The sequence below is a fragment of the Delftia sp. WSY_7 genome, assembly GCF_043104845.1.
Classification (GTDB): Bacteria; Pseudomonadota; Gammaproteobacteria; order Burkholderiales; family Burkholderiaceae_C; genus Comamonas; species Comamonas tsuruhatensis.
In genome coordinates this window covers 213,353-232,631 of the sequence record NZ_JBICLB010000005.1, presented here as the reverse complement: position 1 = coordinate 232,631, position 19,279 = coordinate 213,353, and the positions used below count along the sequence as shown (strand labels likewise).

General features: G+C 66.8%; 15 protein-coding genes. 5 read left to right on the top strand and 10 right to left on the bottom strand.

Annotated elements, in window-relative coordinates; genetic code table 11:
- Positions 1-29: 29 nt before the first annotated feature.
- The 3 genes from prmC to hemA form a co-directional block, all read right to left on the bottom strand.
- Positions 30-887, bottom strand: coding sequence for a peptide chain release factor N(5)-glutamine methyltransferase (gene prmC / locus ACF8ME_RS02370; protein ID WP_392415093.1), 858 nt, complete (start codon positions 885-887; stop codon positions 30-32).
- A 10-nt stretch (positions 888-897) separates the two neighbouring features.
- Positions 898-1,980, bottom strand: coding sequence for a peptide chain release factor 1 (gene prfA, locus ACF8ME_RS02365; protein ID WP_016445657.1), 1,083 nt, complete (start codon positions 1,978-1,980; stop codon positions 898-900).
- A gap of 125 nt (positions 1,981-2,105) precedes the next feature.
- Positions 2,106-3,431 carry a glutamyl-tRNA reductase gene (hemA, locus tag ACF8ME_RS02360; RefSeq protein WP_017405531.1) on the bottom strand — a complete coding sequence of 442 codons (1,326 nt, stop codon included), beginning with the start codon at positions 3,429-3,431 and terminating at the stop codon, positions 2,106-2,108.
- Positions 3,432-3,503: 72 nt separating this feature from the next.
- On the opposite strand from hemA, the gene ACF8ME_RS02355 reads away from it, so the two are divergent.
- The gene (locus ACF8ME_RS02355) at positions 3,504-3,779 is read left to right on the top strand and encodes a hypothetical protein (RefSeq protein WP_392415091.1); all 276 of its coding nucleotides are present in this window, start codon (positions 3,504-3,506) and stop codon (positions 3,777-3,779) included.
- A gap of 55 nt (positions 3,780-3,834) precedes the next feature.
- Here ACF8ME_RS02355 and ACF8ME_RS02350 read toward each other — a convergent pair whose 3' ends face one another.
- Positions 3,835-4,758 carry a LysR substrate-binding domain-containing protein gene (locus ACF8ME_RS02350; protein WP_016445660.1) on the bottom strand — a complete coding sequence of 308 codons (924 nt, stop codon included), beginning with the start codon at positions 4,756-4,758 and terminating at the stop codon, positions 3,835-3,837.
- A gap of 140 nt (positions 4,759-4,898) precedes the next feature.
- On the opposite strand from ACF8ME_RS02350, the gene ACF8ME_RS02345 reads away from it, so the two are divergent.
- Positions 4,899-5,891: a tripartite tricarboxylate transporter substrate binding protein BugE gene (locus ACF8ME_RS02345; protein WP_016445661.1), complete on the top strand. Its 993-nt coding sequence runs from the start codon at positions 4,899-4,901 to the stop codon at positions 5,889-5,891.
- Positions 5,891-6,796 carry an N-formylglutamate amidohydrolase gene (locus ACF8ME_RS02340; RefSeq protein WP_209799667.1) on the top strand — a complete coding sequence of 302 codons (906 nt, stop codon included), beginning with the start codon at positions 5,891-5,893 and terminating at the stop codon, positions 6,794-6,796. The genes ACF8ME_RS02345 and ACF8ME_RS02340 overlap by 1 nt, the downstream gene beginning before the upstream one ends.
- On the opposite strand, the gene ACF8ME_RS02335 is transcribed toward ACF8ME_RS02340, so the two are convergent.
- From ACF8ME_RS02335 to ugpB, 6 genes are all read right to left on the bottom strand, one after another.
- A complete protein-coding gene (locus ACF8ME_RS02335) occupies positions 6,793-9,219 on the bottom strand; it encodes a DUF3772 domain-containing protein (protein WP_392415490.1) in 2,427 nt (808 codons plus the stop codon). The genes ACF8ME_RS02340 and ACF8ME_RS02335 overlap by 4 nt on opposite strands.
- Before the next feature lie 150 nt (positions 9,220-9,369).
- The gene (gene ugpQ, locus ACF8ME_RS02330; RefSeq protein ID WP_016445664.1) at positions 9,370-10,134 is read right to left on the bottom strand and encodes a glycerophosphodiester phosphodiesterase; all 765 of its coding nucleotides are present in this window, start codon (positions 10,132-10,134) and stop codon (positions 9,370-9,372) included.
- 90 nt (positions 10,135-10,224) lie between these two features.
- A complete protein-coding gene (gene ugpC / locus ACF8ME_RS02325) occupies positions 10,225-11,235 on the bottom strand; it encodes a sn-glycerol-3-phosphate ABC transporter ATP-binding protein UgpC (protein WP_016445665.1) in 1,011 nt (336 codons plus the stop codon).
- Positions 11,236-11,321: 86 nt separating this feature from the next.
- Entirely contained in the window at positions 11,322-12,170 is an 849-nt protein-coding gene (ugpE, locus tag ACF8ME_RS02320; protein ID WP_016445666.1) for a sn-glycerol-3-phosphate ABC transporter permease UgpE, read from the bottom strand.
- Between the two features lie 2 nt (positions 12,171-12,172).
- The gene (ugpA, locus tag ACF8ME_RS02315; RefSeq protein ID WP_016445667.1) at positions 12,173-13,054 is read right to left on the bottom strand and encodes a sn-glycerol-3-phosphate ABC transporter permease UgpA; all 882 of its coding nucleotides are present in this window, start codon (positions 13,052-13,054) and stop codon (positions 12,173-12,175) included.
- Positions 13,055-13,177: 123 nt separating this feature from the next.
- Positions 13,178-14,482, bottom strand: a complete 1,305-nt coding sequence (gene ugpB / locus ACF8ME_RS02310; RefSeq protein ID WP_012207263.1) for a sn-glycerol-3-phosphate ABC transporter substrate-binding protein UgpB — start codon at positions 14,480-14,482, stop codon at positions 13,178-13,180.
- 421 nt (positions 14,483-14,903) lie between these two features.
- Between ugpB and ACF8ME_RS02305 the strand changes: the two genes are divergently transcribed.
- Positions 14,904-18,818, top strand: a complete 3,915-nt coding sequence (locus ACF8ME_RS02305) for a DUF3683 domain-containing protein (protein WP_392415089.1) — start codon at positions 14,904-14,906, stop codon at positions 18,816-18,818.
- Positions 18,818-19,273 (top strand): HIT family protein, encoded by a 456-nt coding sequence (locus ACF8ME_RS02300; protein ID WP_047217083.1) that lies wholly within the window; start codon positions 18,818-18,820, stop codon positions 19,271-19,273. The genes ACF8ME_RS02305 and ACF8ME_RS02300 overlap by 1 nt, the downstream gene beginning before the upstream one ends.
- Positions 19,274-19,279 lie beyond the last annotated feature (6 nt).

The window sequence follows — 19,279 nt, the reverse complement described above, 5'->3', positions numbered from 1 at the left end:
ATGCGGGAATGCTGCGCCCGGACCCGAGCTCAGGCTTGCGCTGTCCATTGCCCGCCCGTGCAGCGGGCGATGCCGCCCAGGTCGTGGCGGTGTTGCACGCTCTCAAAGCCGGCGCTGCGCAGCAGGGTGGCCACGGCATCGGCCTGGTCCCAGCCATGCTCGAGCAGCATCCAGCCGCCGCTGGCCAGCAGCGCAGGCGCCTGCGCGACGATGGCGCGGATGTCGGACAGGCCATCGGCGCCGCTGGCCAGAGCCGACAGCGGCTCATGCTCCAACGCCAGCAAGTGCGGATCGTCGTCGCGGATATAGGGCGGATTGCTGACGATGAGGTTGAACGGCGCCTGGCCTGCCAGCGGCTCCAGCCAGCTGCCATGCGCAAACCGCACGCCCAGCTGCAGGCGCGTGGCATTGGCGCTGGCCACGGCCAGCGCGTCGGCACTGGCATCCACGGCCCACACGGTGGCGCCGGGGCGCTGGCTCTGCAGGGCCAGGGCAATCGCTCCGCTGCCGGTGCCCAGATCCGCCACACGGCATGCGGGGCCGCTCGGGGCCTGGGCGGGTATCAGCTCCAGCGCCCAGTCCACCAGGGTTTCGGTATCGGGGCGAGGGTCGAGCACGCGTGCGTCCACGGCCAGATCCAGCCCGTAGAACTCCTTGTGGCCCACCAGGTAGGCGACGGGCTCCCCGCTCAGTCGGCGTGTGCACAGCGCGGCATAGACGCCGGCCTGGGGCGCGGTCAGCGCGTCCCCGTCGTGGGTGAGCAGCCAGGCGCGGCCGCCGGCCGGGCGTCCGAGCACATGCAGCAGCAGCATTTGCGCGTCGATGCGCGCAAGCCCCTGGGCCTGGGAGTGCTGCAGAGCCTCTTTGATGGTGGGTAGGTTGGCCATGGCCCGCGCCTCAGCTGTTGACCTGCAGCTCGGCCAGCAGTTCGGCCTCGCGTGCGGCCTGCAGCGCGTCGAGCACGTCGCCCAGGTCGCCTTCCATCACGGCCAGCAGCTTGTAGATGGTGAGGTTGATGCGGTGGTCGGTGAGCCGGCCCTGGGGGAAGTTGTAGGTGCGGATGCGGTCGCTGCGGTCGCCGCTGCCGATCAGGCCCTTGCGCAGCGCGGCCTCCTTGGCCTCGCGCTCGCTGCGCTCCTTTTCCTGCAGGCGCGCCTGCAGCACCTGCAGGGCCTTGGCCTTGTTGCTGTGCTGGCTGCGGCCGTCCTGGCACTCGGCGACGATGCCCGTGGGCAGGTGGACCACGCGCACGGCCGAGTCGGTCTTGTTGATGTGCTGGCCTCCGGCGCCGCTGGCACGGAAGGTGTCGATGCGCAGGTCGGCCGGGTTGAGCGTGATGGCCTGGGTTTCGTCGGGCTCGGGCATGACGGCCACGGTGCAGGCACTGGTGTGGATGCGGCCCTGGGTCTCGGTGGCAGGCACGCGCTGCACGCGGTGGCCGCCGGATTCGAAGCGCAGGCGGCCATAGACGTCGGTGCCTTCCACGCGCAGCACCACTTCCTTGTAGCCGCCCAGCTCGCTTTCGTTGGCGCTCATGATCTCGACCTTCCAGCCCACGGCGTCGCAGTGGCGCGTGTACATGCGTGCCAGATCGCCTGCGAACAGGGCAGATTCATCGCCACCCGTGCCCGCGCGGATTTCCAGGTAGGCGTTGCGCGCGTCGTCGGGGTCCTTGGGCAGGAGCAGGCGCTGCAGTTCATCTTCCAGCTGCACCAGCTCGATCTCTGCGCCGGAGATTTCCTCGCGCGCCATTTCCTCCATGTCGGGATCGTCCAGCATGTCCCTGGCAGAGGCCAGATCGGCCTCGCGCTGACGGTAGCGTGCATAGCGGCCGGCAATGGCCGTCACATCGGCATGCTCGCGCGAGATGGCACGGTACTGCTTCATGTCGCCCATGATGTCTTCGCGCGAGAGCAGGAAGTCGAGTTCTTCAAGGCGCTGGGCGTAGCGCTCCAGTTGTTGGCGCAGAAAGTCTTGCATGGTGTGAGGCGATGGTGCGAAGGGCTGCGCGGGGCAGCGCTGCGGCGGGGGAACGAGGTGGCCGGAAGTGGGCCGAGGCGCCAGAGACCCGCGGGCGCGCGGCTCTCTGAAGGGGGCGAGCGCCGCTAGAGCGCCTTGTCGGGAGTCGTGCCGCGCGGACCGCCTGGCGCGGAGCGCAGGAACAGGCGCGAGACCGTGTCCATGGTCTGGGTGCGCTGGTCGGCGTCACCCTTGTGCAGCTCGGCCAGGGTGCCGTGCAGCATTTTCTGCGTGAGGCCGCGCGACAGGGCCTCCAGCACGGTGTCGATGTCTTCGCCCTTGGCCAGCAGCTTCTTGGCGCGCGCAATCTCCAGCGCACGCCATTCATCGGTCTGGGTGTTGAGCTGGCGGATCAGCGGCACCACACCGGCCTGCGGGCGGCGCTGGTCCAGCCAGTGCATGAAGCTTTGCACGCCGTGGTCGATGATGACTTCTGCCTGCTCGACCGCTGCCTGGCGCTGGGCCTGGCCCGTGCGCACCACGGTGGCCAGATCGTCCACGGTGTAGAGGTAGACGTCGCGCAGGTCCTTGACCTCGGATTCGATATCGCGCGGCACGGCCAGATCGACCATGAACATGGGGCGGTGCTTGCGCTTCTTGAGCGCGCTTTCCACGGCGCCCAGGCCGATGATGGGCAGGCTGGAGGCCGTGCAACTGATCACGGCATCGTATTCATGCAGATGCTCGGGCAAGTCGGCCAGCCGCATGGTGCCGGCGCCAAACTGGGCGGCCAGCTTTTCGCCGCGCTCCAGCGTGCGGTTGGCGATCATGATCTGCTTGGGGTGGCGGGCCGCGAAATGGGTGGAGACCAGCTCGATCATCTCGCCCGCGCCCACGAACAGCACGCGGATCTGGGACAGGTCTTCGAACAGCTGGCCGGCCAGCCGCACGGCGGCAGCGGCCATGCTGATGCTGTGGGCACCGATTTCGGTGGAGCTGCGCACTTCCTTGGCCACCGCGAAGCTGCGCTGGAACAGCTGGTTCAGCGTACTGCCCAGGGCGCCTGCGTTCTCTGCGGCGCGCACGGCATTCTTCATCTGGCCCAGGATCTGGGCCTCGCCCAGCACCATGGAGTCGAGCCCGCTGGCCACGCGGAAGGCATGGCGCGCCACATGGCCGTCTTCCAGCAGATAGGAGTGCGAGCGCAGCAGTTCGGACGAGATGCCGCCGCTGTTGGCCAGCCAGTGCAGCGTATGGTCCATGGCCGGCATTTCGGCCGCGCAGTAGATCTCGGTACGGTTGCAGGTGGAGAGAATGGCGGTCTCGACGGCGCTGTGCTGGCGGCCGGGGCCGGTCAGCGATTCGCGCAGGCCCTGCAGCGTGGGCACGATCTGGTCGAGCGCGAACGCGAAACGTCCCCGCATATCAAGCGGAGCCGTGTGGTGGTTGATGCCGAGTGCCCAGACTGCCATAACCCGGGATTATAAAATTTCGCGCAGTTTCAGGCATCCCTGATCACAACACCCTGGAATCGGAGCCCGCACATGGGATGGATTGCGAGTACGAATCATTGGCTGAACTTCCTGGCGCCTGCACTTTTCCTGTCGCCGGCCCTGATGTTGTGCGCGCTTTTGATCTATGGGAAATCGCAGCAAGCCATGGCCTGGTGGTCACAGGTTGCTATCAATTTAATTGTTGGTGCACTGGTGCTGCTGGCGGGGCTGTGGTGGTTCGGGCGCGATGCAAAGATGGCCACCTATGCTGCGCTGGTCGTGGTGATGGCGCTTTGCCAGTGGGTGTTTTCACGCGGCTGGCGCTGATGGCTGACAGCAAAGATTGATGCAGATCAACGGAAGAGGGCGTTTCTCCTGGCGATCAGGGGCCTGAGACTGCGGCTGGAGGCACGGCGCCCGGCGCGGCCTGCTCCAGCAGCCATTCGCGGAACTGCGCAAAGGCTTCGGAAGGTGCCCGCGTGGCGGGACGGCACAGAAAGTAGCCGCGTTCGATGTGGACGGGCGCAGGCAAGGCAAGGGCCACGCGGCCGGCGGCCAGGTCTTCCTCCACCAGGCAGCGCTGCACCAGGGCCACGCCCATGCCGGCGGCCACGGCCTGTACCAGCAGGGCCACCAGCTCGAAGTCGGCTGCCGGTGCGGGGCAGGGTCCGGGCAGGTTCAGATGGGACATCCAGCGGGCCCAGTTGCCCGGATAGTTGGTGTGGAACAGCAGCGGGCGTGCTAGCACGTCCCGGGGGCTGCGGATGGGCCGCGGGCCCTGCAGTTCTCTCGGATGGCAGATGGGCACCAGATCGCGGCCCACCACATAGTCGGCCACCACATGGGCGGGCCAGGGCTCGCTGCCCACGCGCAGCCAGCCGTCTATCTCGGCGGCCGACAGCGGATCGTCGCGCCGATAGGGCGCGAACGACAGGGCGATGCCCGGATGCAGGGCGTTGAAGTGCGGCAGGCGCGGAATCAGCCAATGGCTGAACAGCGTGGGCACCACCGACAGCCGCAGTTGCGGGCCGAAGTGGCGCCTGCGTGCTGCCGCGGATGCCGATTCGATGGCGTGTACGGCGGGCTCCACGGCCTGCAGGTATTCGCGGCCGGCTTCGGTCAGCACGCTGCGCCGGCCCTGGCGCTCGAACAGCGCAAAGCCCAGGTGCTCTTCCAGCCGGGCGATGGCGCGGCTGATGCCGCCCTGGGTGACATACAGCTCCCGGGCCGCCAGCGAATAGCTGCCCAGGCGCGCGGCCGCCGCGAAGGCGTGCAGCTCGGAAAGCGAGGGGGAGTGCATGCGCATGACGGGCGCAATTATGACGGTTGGTCATGGTTGCTTGCCGTCTTGTCTCTTTTCGCGGATGCGGCGGCTGTCCAGAATCAGCGCCTGTCCCGCAGAGCCCGTGCTTTGCCGCCACCCCCAACCAAGATAGGAAACATCCCATGGCAATGCGCCGCACCCTGTTGTCCAGCCTGGCCGCCTGCGCCGCCACCGCTCTTCTGGCTCCCGCCGCTTGGGCCCAGGGCCCGGCGGCCGACTATCCCAGCCGTCCGATCCGCCTGGTCGTGCCGTTCGGAGCCGGTGGCTCCACCGACATGGTGGCGCGCCTGCTGGCCGAGAAGATGAGCGTGATCCTCGGCAAGTCCGTGGTGGTGGACAACCGCGGCGGGGCCGGCGGCTCCATCGGCGCTTCCGAAATCGCGCGTGCCGCGCCGGACGGCTACACCATCGGCATGGCCACGGTGAGCACGCACGGCTCCAACCCGGCGATCTTCCGCAAGCTGCCCTATGACCCGATCAAGGACTTCGCGCCCATCACCAATGTGATGTCGGTGCCCAGCGTATTCGTGGTCAACGCCAGCGTGCCCGCCAAGACCATGAAGGAGTTCATCGCCCTGGCCAAGGCCAACCCGGGCAAGTACAGCTTTGCCTCGCCGGGCACGGGTTCGCTGGGCCACGCCAATATCGAGAACTTCATGAACCTGGCGGGCATCGACCTGCTGCACATCCCCTACAAGGGCGCGGGCCAGGCCATCACCGATGCGCTGGGCGGCCAGGTCAACGCCATGACGGACAACCTGCCCTCCACGCTGCCCCACATCAAGGACGGCAAGCTGCGACCGCTGGCCGTGCTGGCCTTCAAGCGCGCCGACGTGCTGCCCGACGTGCCCACGTACACCGAGCTGGGCTTTGCGCAGATGGGCGATGGTGGCTGGTTCGGCCTGGTTGCGCCGGCCGGCACGCCGCGCCCCATCATCGACAAGCTCAATGCCGCCGCGCACAAGGCCATGGCCATGCCTGACTACCTGGAAAAGCAAAAATCCATCTCGGGCGAGTCCATGGGCAACACGCCCGAGGAATTCGCCAAGCAGATCAAGGCCGCCATCGAGCGCTACACGGCCGTGGCCAAGCGCGCCAACATCAAGCTCGACTGATGGACCGCATGGCACAGTCGGATTTCCTGCGCCCCCGGCCGGACACCCCGGTCGTGGTGCATCCCGCCACCGGCGAGGTGCTGCCCATCGTCTGCGACTCGCCGCACAGCGGCACCTCCTATCCCGAGGATTTCGGCCATGCCGTGCCCATGTCCCTGCTGCGCCGTGGCGAGGACACGCATGTGGCCGCGCTCTGGGACCAGTGGCCCGCGCATGGCGCGACGCTGATCGAGGCCACCTTTCCGCGCACCTACATCGACCCCAACCGCAGCGAGGCCGACCTGGACCCGGCCCAGATCGACGGCCAGTGGCCCGTGCCCCTGGCGCCCAGCGTCAAGACGCGCCAGGGCCTGGGCCTGATCTGGCAGCGCATCAGCCGCGACGGCGTGGCAACGCCGCTGTATGACCGTCCGCGCACGGTGGCCGAGGTGGAGCACCGCATCGCGCGCTACTGGCGCCCCTACCATGCGGCGCTGGCGCAGGCCATCGATGGCAGCGTGCAGCGCTTTGGCGGCGTCTGGCACCTGAACCTGCACTCCATGCCCAACGATGTCTACAAGCGCCTGGGCCGTACCGACGCGCCGCCGCTGGCCGACTTCGTGCTGGGCGACCGCGACGGCACGACCTGCGCGCCCGAGTTCATCCAGCTGGTGGGCGAGACGCTGGCGGGCTTTGGCTATAGCGTGGCCTACAACGAGCCCTACAAGGGCGTGGAGCTGATCGGGCGCATAGGCCAGCCGCACCTGGGCCGGCACAGCCTGCAGATCGAGATCCGCCGCCCGGTCTACATGGACGAGGACACGCGCGAGCCCAATGCGGGATTCGAGCCGCTGCGCGGCCATCTGCGTGAACTGATGGCCGTGGTCGCGGCGCATGTGCGATCGGAAATGGCAAGGCGCGGCTAGCCCGGGCTGGCCGGATCACCGGGCATGGTCGGCGTGCCCGGCGTGCCCGGCGTACCTGTCACCACGGGTGCCGCCACCGAGGTGGTGGCCGGTGGCGACAGGTACAGGCCTGCGCCCTTGAGCGAGGCCAGGATGCTGAACAGCACATCGCTGCGCACGCCACCCGCATTGCGCGGATTGCCGACGTAGCCGATGGCCAGGAAGGTCAGCGTGCCGTTGGCGATGCCTTCGAGCTGCACCAAAGGCTCGGGCGTGTCCAGGATGCCTTCATGCGCGCGAAATGCTTCCAGGATCAGGGTGCGCATGCGCTCGGCATCGGTGTCCAGCGGTGCGGGAAGGCGCAGCAGCACCCGCCCGGGCGCGCCGGCCAGCGTCATGTTGCGCACGGTCTTGGTGATGAATTCCGAGTTGGGCACGATGACGGTGGAGCGGTCGCCCAGCTGGATCTCGGTCGCGCGCACGTTGACGCGGCGCACGTCGCCCTCGGTATCGCCCAGCACCACCCAGTCGCCCACCTTGACGGGCCGCTCGGCCAGCAGGATCAGGCCCGAGATGAAGTTCTGCACGATGGCCTGCAGGCCGAAACCAATGCCCACCGACAGCGCGCTGGCCACCCAGGCGATGCGCTCCACGCTGATGCCCAGCCCCGCCAGCGCCACGGCCACCACGAAGATGCCGCCCACATAGCCCAGCAGCGTGGTGATGGAGCTGCGCATGCCAGGCTCCAGCGAGGTGTTGGGGAAGTAGCGGTCCGTCAGCCAGCGCTTGATCACGCGGATCACGATCAGGCCCGTGACGATCACGGCGAATGCGGTGAACAGGGCCTGGGGCGCCATGGTGAAGTCGCCCACCTTGAGGCTGTGATTGACCGTGCTGCCACGGCGGAACACCTCGTCGGGCCCCGTGCCCAGCGGGGCCAGCAGGGCGATCACCATGTAGAACAGCAGGGCCACGCGCAACAGTCCCGAGACCAGGACCGAGGCCTGGTCCAGCAGCCGACCCTCGATGCCCAGGCCCTGGTTCAGCCGGGTGCCGAAGCTGCCCTTGGACGACAGAAGGGCCTCGCACAGATCGTCGCCCAGCTGGAACAGCAGGTAGGTGGTGGCAAAGACCACGCCGGTCCACACCATCTGGCGTGCCAGCGTGCCGGCCAGCGCCACATAGCCGGTCACGGCCAGCGCAATGGTGGCGATGCTGGCCACCGCCGCGCAGGCCACGAGCAGTCCCACCCACAAGGGCCGGGGCGGCGCGGGCTCCGCCTGGGCGCCGTCTTCCTGCGCCACTGGCGCCGGCGCGCGCAGATGCCGCAGGGCCAGCATGACCACGGCCGAAATCAGCAGGGCCGACAGGGCGTGCACCGTGACCTCGGCGGCCAGGCTGGCGCCGATGATGGCGTTGACCTCGGTCACCAGGCCGTTGATCGCGGCACCTGCCGCAATCCACCAGGGATAGGGGCTGAGCCGCTCGGCCAGCTCATCCGACACGCCGGGCAGGCGCCATGAGCTGCGCTTGCGCGACAGCAGGGTCTGGCCCAGCGACACCACGAAGGCGCCGAACAGCGTGACCTGCACGCTGGCCTTGGCCAGCGCGTCCAGCGACTCGCCGAAGCCATCGCTGGCCTTGAGCACGCTCCAGGCCAGCTGCGCCGCCAGGCCGATCAGCAGCGTGTTGATCACCACCGTGGCCGCCGCGCGCAGCGAGCGGCGCAGGCGGCCGCTGGGCAGGCGTGCGGGCGCGGCGCGCACCAGCAGGCGCTCGGCCAGCCAGGGGCCGAGCAGGGCGATCAGCAAGGCAGCGGCCAGGCTGGCGATAAAGCCGCCCCGGCGATCGGAGGCCAAGGTGGAGCTCACCGATTGGCGCAGCTCGCGCCCCAGCCCCTGCAGGCGCGCCGCGTCCAGGGGCGCGGCGGTGCTCAGATTGCGCCAGAAGGGACGGCCCAGCGGTGAATCGGTGCGGGCCGTCAGCGCGGCCTGGAATTGCTCGCGGCGCTGGCGTATCAGCTCGTTGCCGCGCTGGTCGGCATCGACCGACACCAGCCGCGCGAGTTTGAGTTCGGAATCCACGGCACTGCGTTGCTTGGCCAGGCTGGCGCGCTGCTCGGCCACATCGGGCGCATCGGCGGGGGCGCCTTTTTCGGGTGCCGGCCCCAGGCCGGCCAGGCGCGAATCGATATCGGCCAGTTCCTCTGTGCGGCGGGCCGCCACCTGGTCGGCTGCCGTGCCAATGGCTGCAGCCTCGTCCAGCAGCTTGCGGCCGTCATCGTCCTCGGCCAGCTTGCGGGGAATGGCGTCCAGCTGCTTGCGCAGATCGTCTACGCTGGGCAGGGCGGGCCGGCCGTCTTCTGCGGTCGCGCCCGCGGCTGTGGCGCCGTCCTGAGCCAGGGCCGGGCCGGGTGCAGACAGGAGCAGCATCGCCAGAGCCATCAGCCAGATGGCCAGGCATGGGCGAAGGGCCTGTGCCCACATGGGGCGCTGCGGAAGAGGGCTGCAGGGCGGTGTCATGGACGCACATTGTGCGGCGGGCCGCTGCAGCGGTTGTTTCCAAAGGTCCGGCCCCGCCAGCCGGCAGCCGTCTCAGCGCGATGCGGGACTGAACATATCGACACGGTCGGTGATGACGCCGTCCGTGCCCAGGTCGATCAGGCGCTGCGCGGCCCACTCATCGTTGACCGTGTAGCTGCTGCAGCGCAGGCCCGCGCCATGCACCTTGGCGACCAGGGCTGCATCCCACAGCGCGTGGTTGAGCACCATGGCTGCGCAGCCCAATTCCAGCGCGGTGCGCAGGTCGGCGTCGCCCGTGGCGTCTGCCAGCCTGTCCACCAGCAGGCCGCGCGGAATGTGGGGCGCCGTGTCGCGTGCGCCCTTGAGGGCATCGGTCTTGAACGAGGTGAACAGCGGCGGGACCCGGTCCTGGGGCCAGATGCGGTTCATCAGCTCGCCCGTGGCGCGGCCCGTGGCCTCTTCCTGGCCCGGCGTGGGCTTGATCTCCACGTTCAGGAAAAAGTGGTTGGCCAGGCACCAGCGCGCCAGGGCTTCCAGCGTGGGCAGGGCCTCGCCCGCATATGCGCGCGAGTGCCAGCTGCCGGCGTCGAGCTGGGCGATCTCGCCCATGGACAGGTCGCCACCCGTGCCGTGGCCGTTGGTGGTGCGCTCCAGCGTGGCGTCGTGCATCAGGAACAGCACGCCGTCGGCAGACAGCTTGGCATCGCACTCGAACATGCGATAGCCGTGCGCGGCGCCCAGGCGGAAAGCGGCCATGGTGTTTTCGGGCGCCAGCTTGCCGGCGCCACGGTGGGCCACCCACAGGGGGTAGGGCCAGGATTTCAGGTTCTCGGTCATGGCGAGTCCGTCAAAAGAAGGGAGCTTGGATGGAAAAAGAGAGCCTCTGGGGCTCTCTTGGAAAAGGTCGGAGAGCCGGCCTTCAGGGGATCAGATCCGCTTGCCGCTTTCTGCGTCGAACCAGTGCAGGCGACGCTCTTCGGAAGGACGCACGCGCATGGTCTCGCCGGACTTGGGGAAGGGCGCGCCTTCGTCGATGCGTACCGTCATCGTCTCGCCATTGAGCGAACCATAGACCAGGCGCTCGGCGCCCAGCATTTCCACGGTGTCCACCTTGATTTCCCAGCCGCCTTCGTTGACGACGACCAGGTGCTCGGGGCGGATGCCCAGGATGCGGCCGGCCGTGCCGCCGGGCGCGTTCTTGAGCAGGTTCATCGGGGGCGAGCCGATGAAGCTGGCCACGAAGGTGGAGGCGGGCGTGTGGTAGACCTCTTCGGGCGTGCCGAACTGCTCCATCACGCCGCCGTTCATGACGATCATGCGCTGGGCCAGGGTCATGGCCTCGACCTGGTCGTGGGTCACGAACAGGCTGGTGATGCCCAGCTCGGCGTGCAGCTTCTGGATCTCGATGCGGGTCTGGCCGCGCAGCTTGGCGTCCAGGTTGGACAGCGGCTCGTCGAACAGGAAGACCTTGGGCTGGCGCACGATGGCACGGCCCATGGCCACGCGCTGGCGCTGGCCGCCCGACAGCTGGCGCGGCTTGCGGTCCAGCAGGTGCGACAGCTCCAGGATCTTGGCGGCCTTGTCCACGCGGCGCTTGATCTCCTCGGGCGGCACCTTGGCGATCTTCAGGCCGTAGGCCATGTTCTCGTAGTTCGACATATGCGGGTACAGCGCATAGTTCTGGAACACCATGGCGATGTCGCGCTTGGCCGGTTCCACGTCGTTGACGACCTTGTCGCCGATCAGCAGCTGGCCGTCGGAGATCTCTTCCAGGCCCGCCACCATGCGCAGCAGGGTGGACTTGCCGCAGCCCGAAGGGCCGACGATGACGACGAACTCGCCGTCCTGGATTTCGGCGTTGACGCCGTGCAGTACCTGGTTGGCCGACGGGCCGTGGCCGTAGCGCTTGATCAGGTTGCGAAAGGAAATGGATGCCATACGAAGATTCTGGTTGAGTCGCAGAGCGAAGGGCGCTGGCGCTTGCTCTGCGGGGTTCTATACGGTGGGTGGGGGCGGTGGACGGCTTACTTTTCGGTGTCCACCAGGCCCTTGACGAACCAGCGCTGCATCAGGATCACCACGGCAGCGGGCGGCAGCATGGCCAGCAGGGCCGTCGCCATCACCACGTTCCAGTCGTTGCCGGTATCGCCGCTGGCCACCATGCGCTTGATGCCGATGACCACGGGGTACATGTCTTCCGAGGTGGTCACGAGCAGCGGCCACAGGTACTGGTTCCAGCCGTAGATGAACTGGATCACGAACAGCGCCGCGATCGAGGTCTTGGACAGCGGCACCAGCACATCCTTGAAGAAGCGCATGGGGCCGGCGCCATCGATGCGGGCGGCCTCCACCAGCTCGTCCGGCACCGTCAGGAAGAACTGGCGGAACAGGAAGGTGGCCGTGGCCGAGGCGATCAGCGGAATCGTCAGGCCGGCGTAGCTGTTGAGCATGCCCAGCGTGGAGACGACTTCGTAGGTGGGGCCGATGCGCACTTCCACGGGCAGCATCAGGGTCACGAAGATCAGCCAGAAGCAGATCTTCTTGAACGGGAAGCGGAAGTACACCAGTGCGAAGGCCGACAGCAGCGAGATCGCGATCTTGCCCACGGTGATCACCATGGCCGAGACGAAGCTGATCCACATCATGCGTGCCACGGGCGCGCTGGAGCCAGGGCCCGAGCCGCCGAACAGCGCGGCCTTGTAGGTTTCCCAGAAGTTGCTGCCGGGCACCAGGGGCATGGGCACCTGGATGATGTCCTGCGGCGTGTGCGTGGAGGCCACGAAGGCCAGGTACAGCGGAAAGCCGACGATCAACACGCCCAGCACCATGATCAGGTGCGAGAAAAAGGTCAGAAGAGGACTGCGTTCAACCATGATCAGTACTGCACTTTCTTCTCAACATAGCGGAACTGGATCACGGTGAGTGCAACCACGATCACCATCAGCACGACGGATTGGGCAGCCGAGCCGCTCATGTCCATGGCCTTGAAGCCATCGTGATAGACCTTGTAGACCAGGATGGAGGTGTCCTGGCCCGGACCGCCCTGGGTCGTGGCGTCCACGATGCCGAAGGTGTCGAAGAAGGCATAGACCACGTTCATCACCAGCAGGAAGAACGTGGTGGGCGACAGCAGCGGGAACTGGATGTCCCAGAAGCGGCGCATGGGGCCCGCGCCGTCGATGGCGGCGGCCTCGATCAGCGACTTGGGGATGGACTGCAGGCCCGCAAGGAAGAACAGGAAGTTGTAGGAGATCTGCTTCCAGATCGCGGCGATGACGATCAGCGTCATGGCGTTGCCGGAGTTCAGCAGGTGGTTCCAGTCATAGCCGATCATGCGCAGCGCATAGGCCACGACGCCGATGGACGGCGAGAACATGAACACCCACAGCACGCCTGCCACGGCGGGCGCCACCGCATAGGGCAGCAGCAAGGCGGTCTTGTAGGCGAGCGCACCCTTGATCACGCGGTCCGCAAAAATGGCCAGCATCAGCGACAGCGCGATGCCGAACACCGCCACCAGCAGGGAAAAGATGGCCGTGGTCTTGAACGAGGCCAGGTAGGCAGGGTCATCCAGCAGATGCTGGAAGTTGGCGAAGCCCACCCATTCGGTGGAAAAGCCAAACGTATCCTGCGCCTGGAAAGACTGCACGATGGCCTGGCCTGCGGGCCAGAAAAAGAAGACCAGCACGATGACCATCTGTGGTGCTATCAGCAACCACGGCAGCCAGGCGGATCGAAAAAGAACGCGTTTTTCCATGACGGAACTCGGTAGAACAAAACAGCCCGCAAACCGGATGGCCGTGGGGCCGCCGGTTGCGGGCCTGTGATGCACGGTGCGGGCTGCCTGCGCAGCGGCCACACCGCAGATCACATGGGAGGATTACTTGTTGGCCCGGGCGAAGCGGCCCAGTTGCTCGTTGCCACGGGTGACAGCGGTGTCCAGTGCCTGCTGGGGAGTCTTCTTGCCGGTCCAGATCTGTTCGGTTTCCTCATCGATGATGGTGCGGATCTGAACGAAGTTGCCCAGGCGGATGCCGCGCGACTTGTCGGTGGTCTTGCGGATCATCTGCGTCACGGCGGTGTCGGTGCCGGGATGCTTTTCGTAGAAGCCCGAAGCCTCGGTCAGCTTGTACGCAGCGGTGGTCACGGGCAGGTAGCCGGTGCGCTGGTGGCTGGCGGCCTGGATCTTGGTGTTGTTCAGGAAGTTGAAGAAGTCAGCCACGCCCTTGTAGCGTTCGGCGCTCTTGCCAGCCATCACCCACAGGGAAGCACCGCCGATGGCCGTGTTCTGGGGGGCGCCCTTCACATCGGCGTAGTAGGGCAGCTGCGACTGGCCGAAGGCGAACTTGCCTTCCTTGACCACGCGGGCGTACAGGCCGGAGGAGCCCGTGATCATCGCGCACTCGCCGGAAGCGAAGGCGGCGTCGGGCACGTTGCCGCGGCCCTTGTAGACGAAGCTGCCGTCCTTGGCGGCCTTGGCCAGGTTCTCGAAGTGCTTGACGTGCAGCGGCGAGTTGAACACCAGCTTGGCATCGGTGCCGTCAAAGCCGTTGTTCTTGGTCGCGTACAGGGTGTTGTGCCACAGCGAGAAGCTCTCCAGCTGGGTCCAGCTCATCCAGCTCGTGGTCAGTGCGCAGCGGTGGCCCGAGGCCTTGAGCTTTTCAGCGGCGGCGAACACTTCGGGCCAGGTCTTGGGCGGCTTGTTCTCGTCCAGGCCCGCCTTCTTGAAGGCGTCCTTGTTGTAGTAGAAGATGGTGGTAGAGCTGTTGAGCGGGTAGCTCATCATCTGGCCGTTGGGGGCGGTGTAGTAGCCGGCCACGGCGGAGATGTACTCGCCCTGGTCGAACTTGAAGCCGCCGTCGTTCATGACCTTGGTGACCGGAACCACGGCACCCTTGGAGGCCATCATGGTGGCCGTGCCCACTTCGAAGACCTGCAGGATGTCAGGTGCATTGCCGGCGCGGAACGCGGCGATGGCAGCTGTCATGGACTCGTCATACTGGCCCTTGTAGGTCGGCACGATCTTGTACTGGGTCTGGCTGGCGTTGTACTCCTTGGCCAGGTCATTCACCCAGTCGCCCAGGGCCGCGCTCATCGAGTGCCACCACTGGATTTCGGTTTGGGCTTGTGCCGAGATGGTGGTGGCCGCGATCGCGGCCGCCATGGCCAGTTGCTTCAGTTGCATGAGGACTCCTCTAGTTCGGTGACGGTTTCAGACCGCTGCCACGGTAAGGCAGGGGCATGACATGTCTGTGTCATTGTTTTCGGATGCTTCTTACCGCACTACAGGCCAAACCCGGTGAGCCGCTGGTCCCGTATGTCAGTCGTGTGACAAAAAATGACACGCGAAGCGGCGCTATTTTAGGTCAATACCATTTCGTTTCAAAAGCACGGGTTGTTCGTATTGGCTCGTTTGTGCTCTTTCTGTATAAGGCCGGTTCGCCGGGGCGTGTCTACCCCGTGGTGTTGGCGAGGGCTGGCGTCTCAGGGCAAGACGGCGAGCCGCCCAGAGCCCCGTAGGAAGCGGGCCTTCGAGGGGCTCGCTTAAAATTGCGCTCCCACTTGGCTTAGCGGCGCCCCTAGAGCGCCAGACACGGTCTACCCCCATGAATGTACCGATTGCGTTGGCGGCCCTGCAGGCACAGGCAGCCGAACCTGCACGTCTGCGAGAGATTCCCTACAACTACACCTCGTTTTCCGATCGCGAGATCGTGATCCGCCTGCTGGGTACTTCCATGTGGGATGTGCTCAACCAGCTGCGCCAGGAGCGGCGCACGGGCCGCTCCGCCCGCATGCTCTACGAGGTGCTGGGGGACATCTGGGTCGTCCAGCGCAATCCCTACCTGCAGGACGACCTGCTGCACAGCCCCGATCGCCGCAAGGCGCTGGTGGAAGCACTGGAGCACCGCCTGGGCGAGATCAACAAGCGCCGTGCTCCGCAGCAGGATCCCGGGCGCGATGCGCTGGTGGGCCAGCTGGTGGATGCGGCGCGCCGCGCCGTGCATGAGTTCAACGCCACCTTCGTCGAGGCCGAGCAACTGCGCCGCCGGGTGCAAAAGAGCCTGGGCCGCCACACGGCCAAGGACAACATCAAGTTCGACGGCCTGTCGCGCGTGGCCCATGTGACGGACGCCACCGACTGGCGCGTCGAGTATCCCTTCGTCGTGCTCACCCCCGATACCGAAGCCGAGATGGCCGCCCTGGTGCGTGCCTGCATCGAGCTGCGCCTGACCATCATTCCGCGCGGCGGCGGCACGGGCTACACGGGCGGCGCGATCCCGCTGACCTGGCGCAGCGTGGTGATCAACACCGAAAAGCTCGAGGCCATGACGGAGGTGGAGATGCGCCGCATCCCCGGCGTGGACCACGAGGTGCCCACCATCTTCACCGAAGCCGGCGTGGTCACGCAGCGCGTGGCCGATGCGGCCGAGCGCGCGGGCTTCGTCTTCGCCGTGGACCCCACATCGGCCGAGGCCTCGTGCATCGGCGGCAACGTTGCCATGAATGCGGGCGGCAAGAAGGCCGTGCTCTGGGGCACGGCGCTGGACAACCTGGTGTCCTGGCGCATGGTGACGCCCGATGCGCAGTGGCTGGAAGTCACGCGCGTGGGCCACAACCTCGGCAAGATCCATGACGCCGAGACGGCCAGCTTCGAGCTGCAGTACTTCGAGGCAGACGGCAAGACCTCCATCCGCAGCGAGCGCCTGGACATTCCCGGCCAGAAATTCCGCAAGGAAGGCCTGGGCAAGGACGTGACCGACAAGTTCCTGTCGGGCCTGCCCGGCATCCAGAAGGAAGGCTGCGACGGCCTGATCACCAGCGCGCGCTGGGTCGTGCACCGCATGCCCGAGCACACGCGCACGGTCTGCATGGAGTTCTTCGGCAACGCCAAGGACGCCGTGCCCAGCATTGTCGAGATCAAGGACTTCATGTTCGCCGAGCAAAAGCGCTCGGGCGTGCTGCTGGCCGGCCTGGAACACCTGGACGACCGCTACCTGAAGGCCGTGGGCTACGCCACCAAGAGCAAGAAGGGCAACGGCCATCTGCCCAAGATGGTGCTGCTGGGCGACATTGCCGGCGACAACGCCGACGATGTGGCCCGCGTGGCCGCCGAGGTGGTGCGCATTGCCAACTCGCGCAACGGCGAAGGCTTCACGGCCGTCAGCGCCGAGGCGCGCAAGAAATTCTGGCTGGACCGCAAGCGCACGGCCGCCATCTCGCGTCACACCAACGCCTTCAAGATCAATGAAGACGTGGTGATCCCGCTGCCCCGCATGTGGGAGTACACGGACGGCATCGAGCGCATCAACATCGAACTGTCGCTGCGCAACAAGCTCAAGCTGTGCGATGCGCTGACGGACTTCTTCCAGCACGGCGACCTGCCGCTGGGCAAGCAGGACGATGCGGGCGACATCCCCTCGGCCGAGCTGCTGGAGGACCGCGTGCAGCAGGCCCTGGCCCTGGTGGCCGACGTGCGCACGCTGTGGCAGGGCTGGCTGGACGATGTCGAGAATCTTTTCCCGCAGCTGCAGGACCACACGCTGCGCGCCAGCTGGAAGACCCAGCTGAAGGCGCCCATGGCCCAGATCTTCGCGGGCGCGGCCTTCCAGCCGCTGCTGGCCGAAGTCAACGCCATCCACCAGCGCGTGCTCAAGGGCCGTGTCTGGGTGGCGCTGCACATGCACGCCGGCGACGGCAACGTGCACACCAACATTCCGGTCAACAGCGACGACTACGAGATGCTGCAGACCGCCCATGAGGCCGTGGCACGCATCATGGTGCTGGCGCGCCATCTGGACGGCGTGATCTCGGGCGAGCATGGCATCGGCATCACCAAGCTGGAGTTCCTCAGCGACGACGAGCTGGCGCCCTTTGCCGCCTACAAGCAGCGCGTGGACCCCGAAGGCCGCTTCAACAAGGGCAAGCTGATCCGCAACGAGAAGCTGCAGGCCGTGGTGGGCCAGAGCCATGACGGCCGCTCGCCGCGCGAATCGCTGATGTTCGCCGACCTGACCAACGCCTACACGCCCAGCTTCGGCCTGATGGGGCACGAGTCGCTGATCATGCAGCAAAGCGACATCGGCGCCATTGCCGACTCGGTCAAGGACTGCCTGCGCTGCGGAAAGTGCAAGCCCGTGTGCGCCACCCACGTGCCGCGCGCCAACCTGCTGTACAGCCCGCGCAACAAGATCCTGGCGACCTCGCTGCTGGTCGAGGCCTTCCTCTACGAGGAGCAGACGCGCCGCGGCGTGTCGCTGCGCCACTGGCAGGAGTTCGAGGACGTGTCGGACCACTGCACGGTCTGCCACAAGTGCTTCAACCCCTGCCCGGTGAAGATCGACTTCGGCGACGTGACCATGAACATGCGCAATCTGCTGCGCAAGATGGACAAGAAGAGCTTCCGGCCCGGCAACAAGCTGGCCATGGCCATGCTCAACGCCACCAATCCGGACACCATCAAGTTCATGCGTTCGGCCATGGTCGGCGTGGGCTTCAAGGCCCAGCGCCTGGCCTCCGACGTGCTCCACAGCCTGGCCAGGAAGCAGACCCAGCATCCGCCGGCCTCGGTGGGGCGCGCGCCGCTCAAGGAGCAGGTGATCCACTTCGTCAACAAGAAGCTGCCCGGCGGCCTGCCCAACAAGACGGCGCGCGCCCTGCTGGACATCGAGGACAAGGACTACGTGCCCATCATCCGCAGCCCGCAGACCACGAGCGCGGACACCGAGGCGGTGTTCTACTTCCCCGGCTGCGGCTCCGAGCGCCTGTTCAGCCAGGTGGGCCTGGCCACCCAGGCCATGCTCTGGCATGCCGGCGTGCAGACCGTGCTGCCACCCGGCTACCTGTGCTGCGGCTATCCCCAGCGCGGCAGCGGCCAGTTCGACAAGGCCGAGAAGATGATCACGGACAACCGCGTGCTCTTCCACCGCGTCGCCACCACGCTCAACTACCTGGACATCAAGACCGTGGTGGTCAGCTGCGGCACCTGCTACGACCAATTGCAGGGCTACGAGTTCGGCAAGATTTTCCCGGGCAGCCGCATCATCGACATCCACGAGTACCTGCTGGAAAAGGGCGTGACGCTGCAGGGCAAGGAGGGCTACCTCTACCACGACCCCTGCCACTCGCCCATGAAGCTGCAGGACCCCATGAAGACCGTCAAGGCCCTGGTCGGCGACGGCGTGATCAAGAGCGAGCGCTGCTGCGGCGAATCGGGCACGCTGGGCGTCACGCGCCCCGACATCTCCACGCAGATCCGCTTCCGCAAGGAAGAGGAACTCAAAAAGGGCGAGGCCGCGCTGCGCGCCAGCGGCGCCCTGGCCGAGAAGGACAACGTGAAGATCCTCACCAGCTGCCCCAGCTGCCTGCAGGGCCTGTCGCGCTACGGCGGCGACATGAACAACGGCCTGCTGGAGGCCGACTACATCGTGGTCGAGATGGCGCGCCAAATCCTGGGCGAGAACTGGATGGCCGAATATGTTCAGCGCGCCAACGCCGGCGGCATCGAACGGGTTCTGGTCTGATGGCTGCTTCTGCTTCCTGCCCCCTGTGCGCCACAGAAGGCGGCGTGCCCGTCTGGCGCGGCCGGCGCCTGCGAGTGATCCGCGCCCAGGAAGAGGGCTTCCCGGCCTTCTACCGCGTGGTCTGGAATGCGCATGTGGCCGAGTTCTCCGACCTGGATGCCGCCGACCGCCAGCACTGCATGGATGCCGTGGTCGTGGTCGAGCGCGTCTTGCGCGAGCGCCTTGCGCCGGCCAAGATCAACCTGGCGGCGCTGGGCAACATGGTGCCGCACCTGCACTGGCATGTGGTTGCGCGCTTCGAATGGGACAGCCATTTTCCGGGCTCGGTCTGGGCTGCTGCCCAGCGCCCGCGCAATGGCGAGCGCGAGGCCGAGGTGGCAGCGCGCTTGCCAGCCATTGACACGGCGCTGTCGCAGGCACTCGATGCCTGGCAGCAGCACCCCGCCACTGAATGAGGAGCA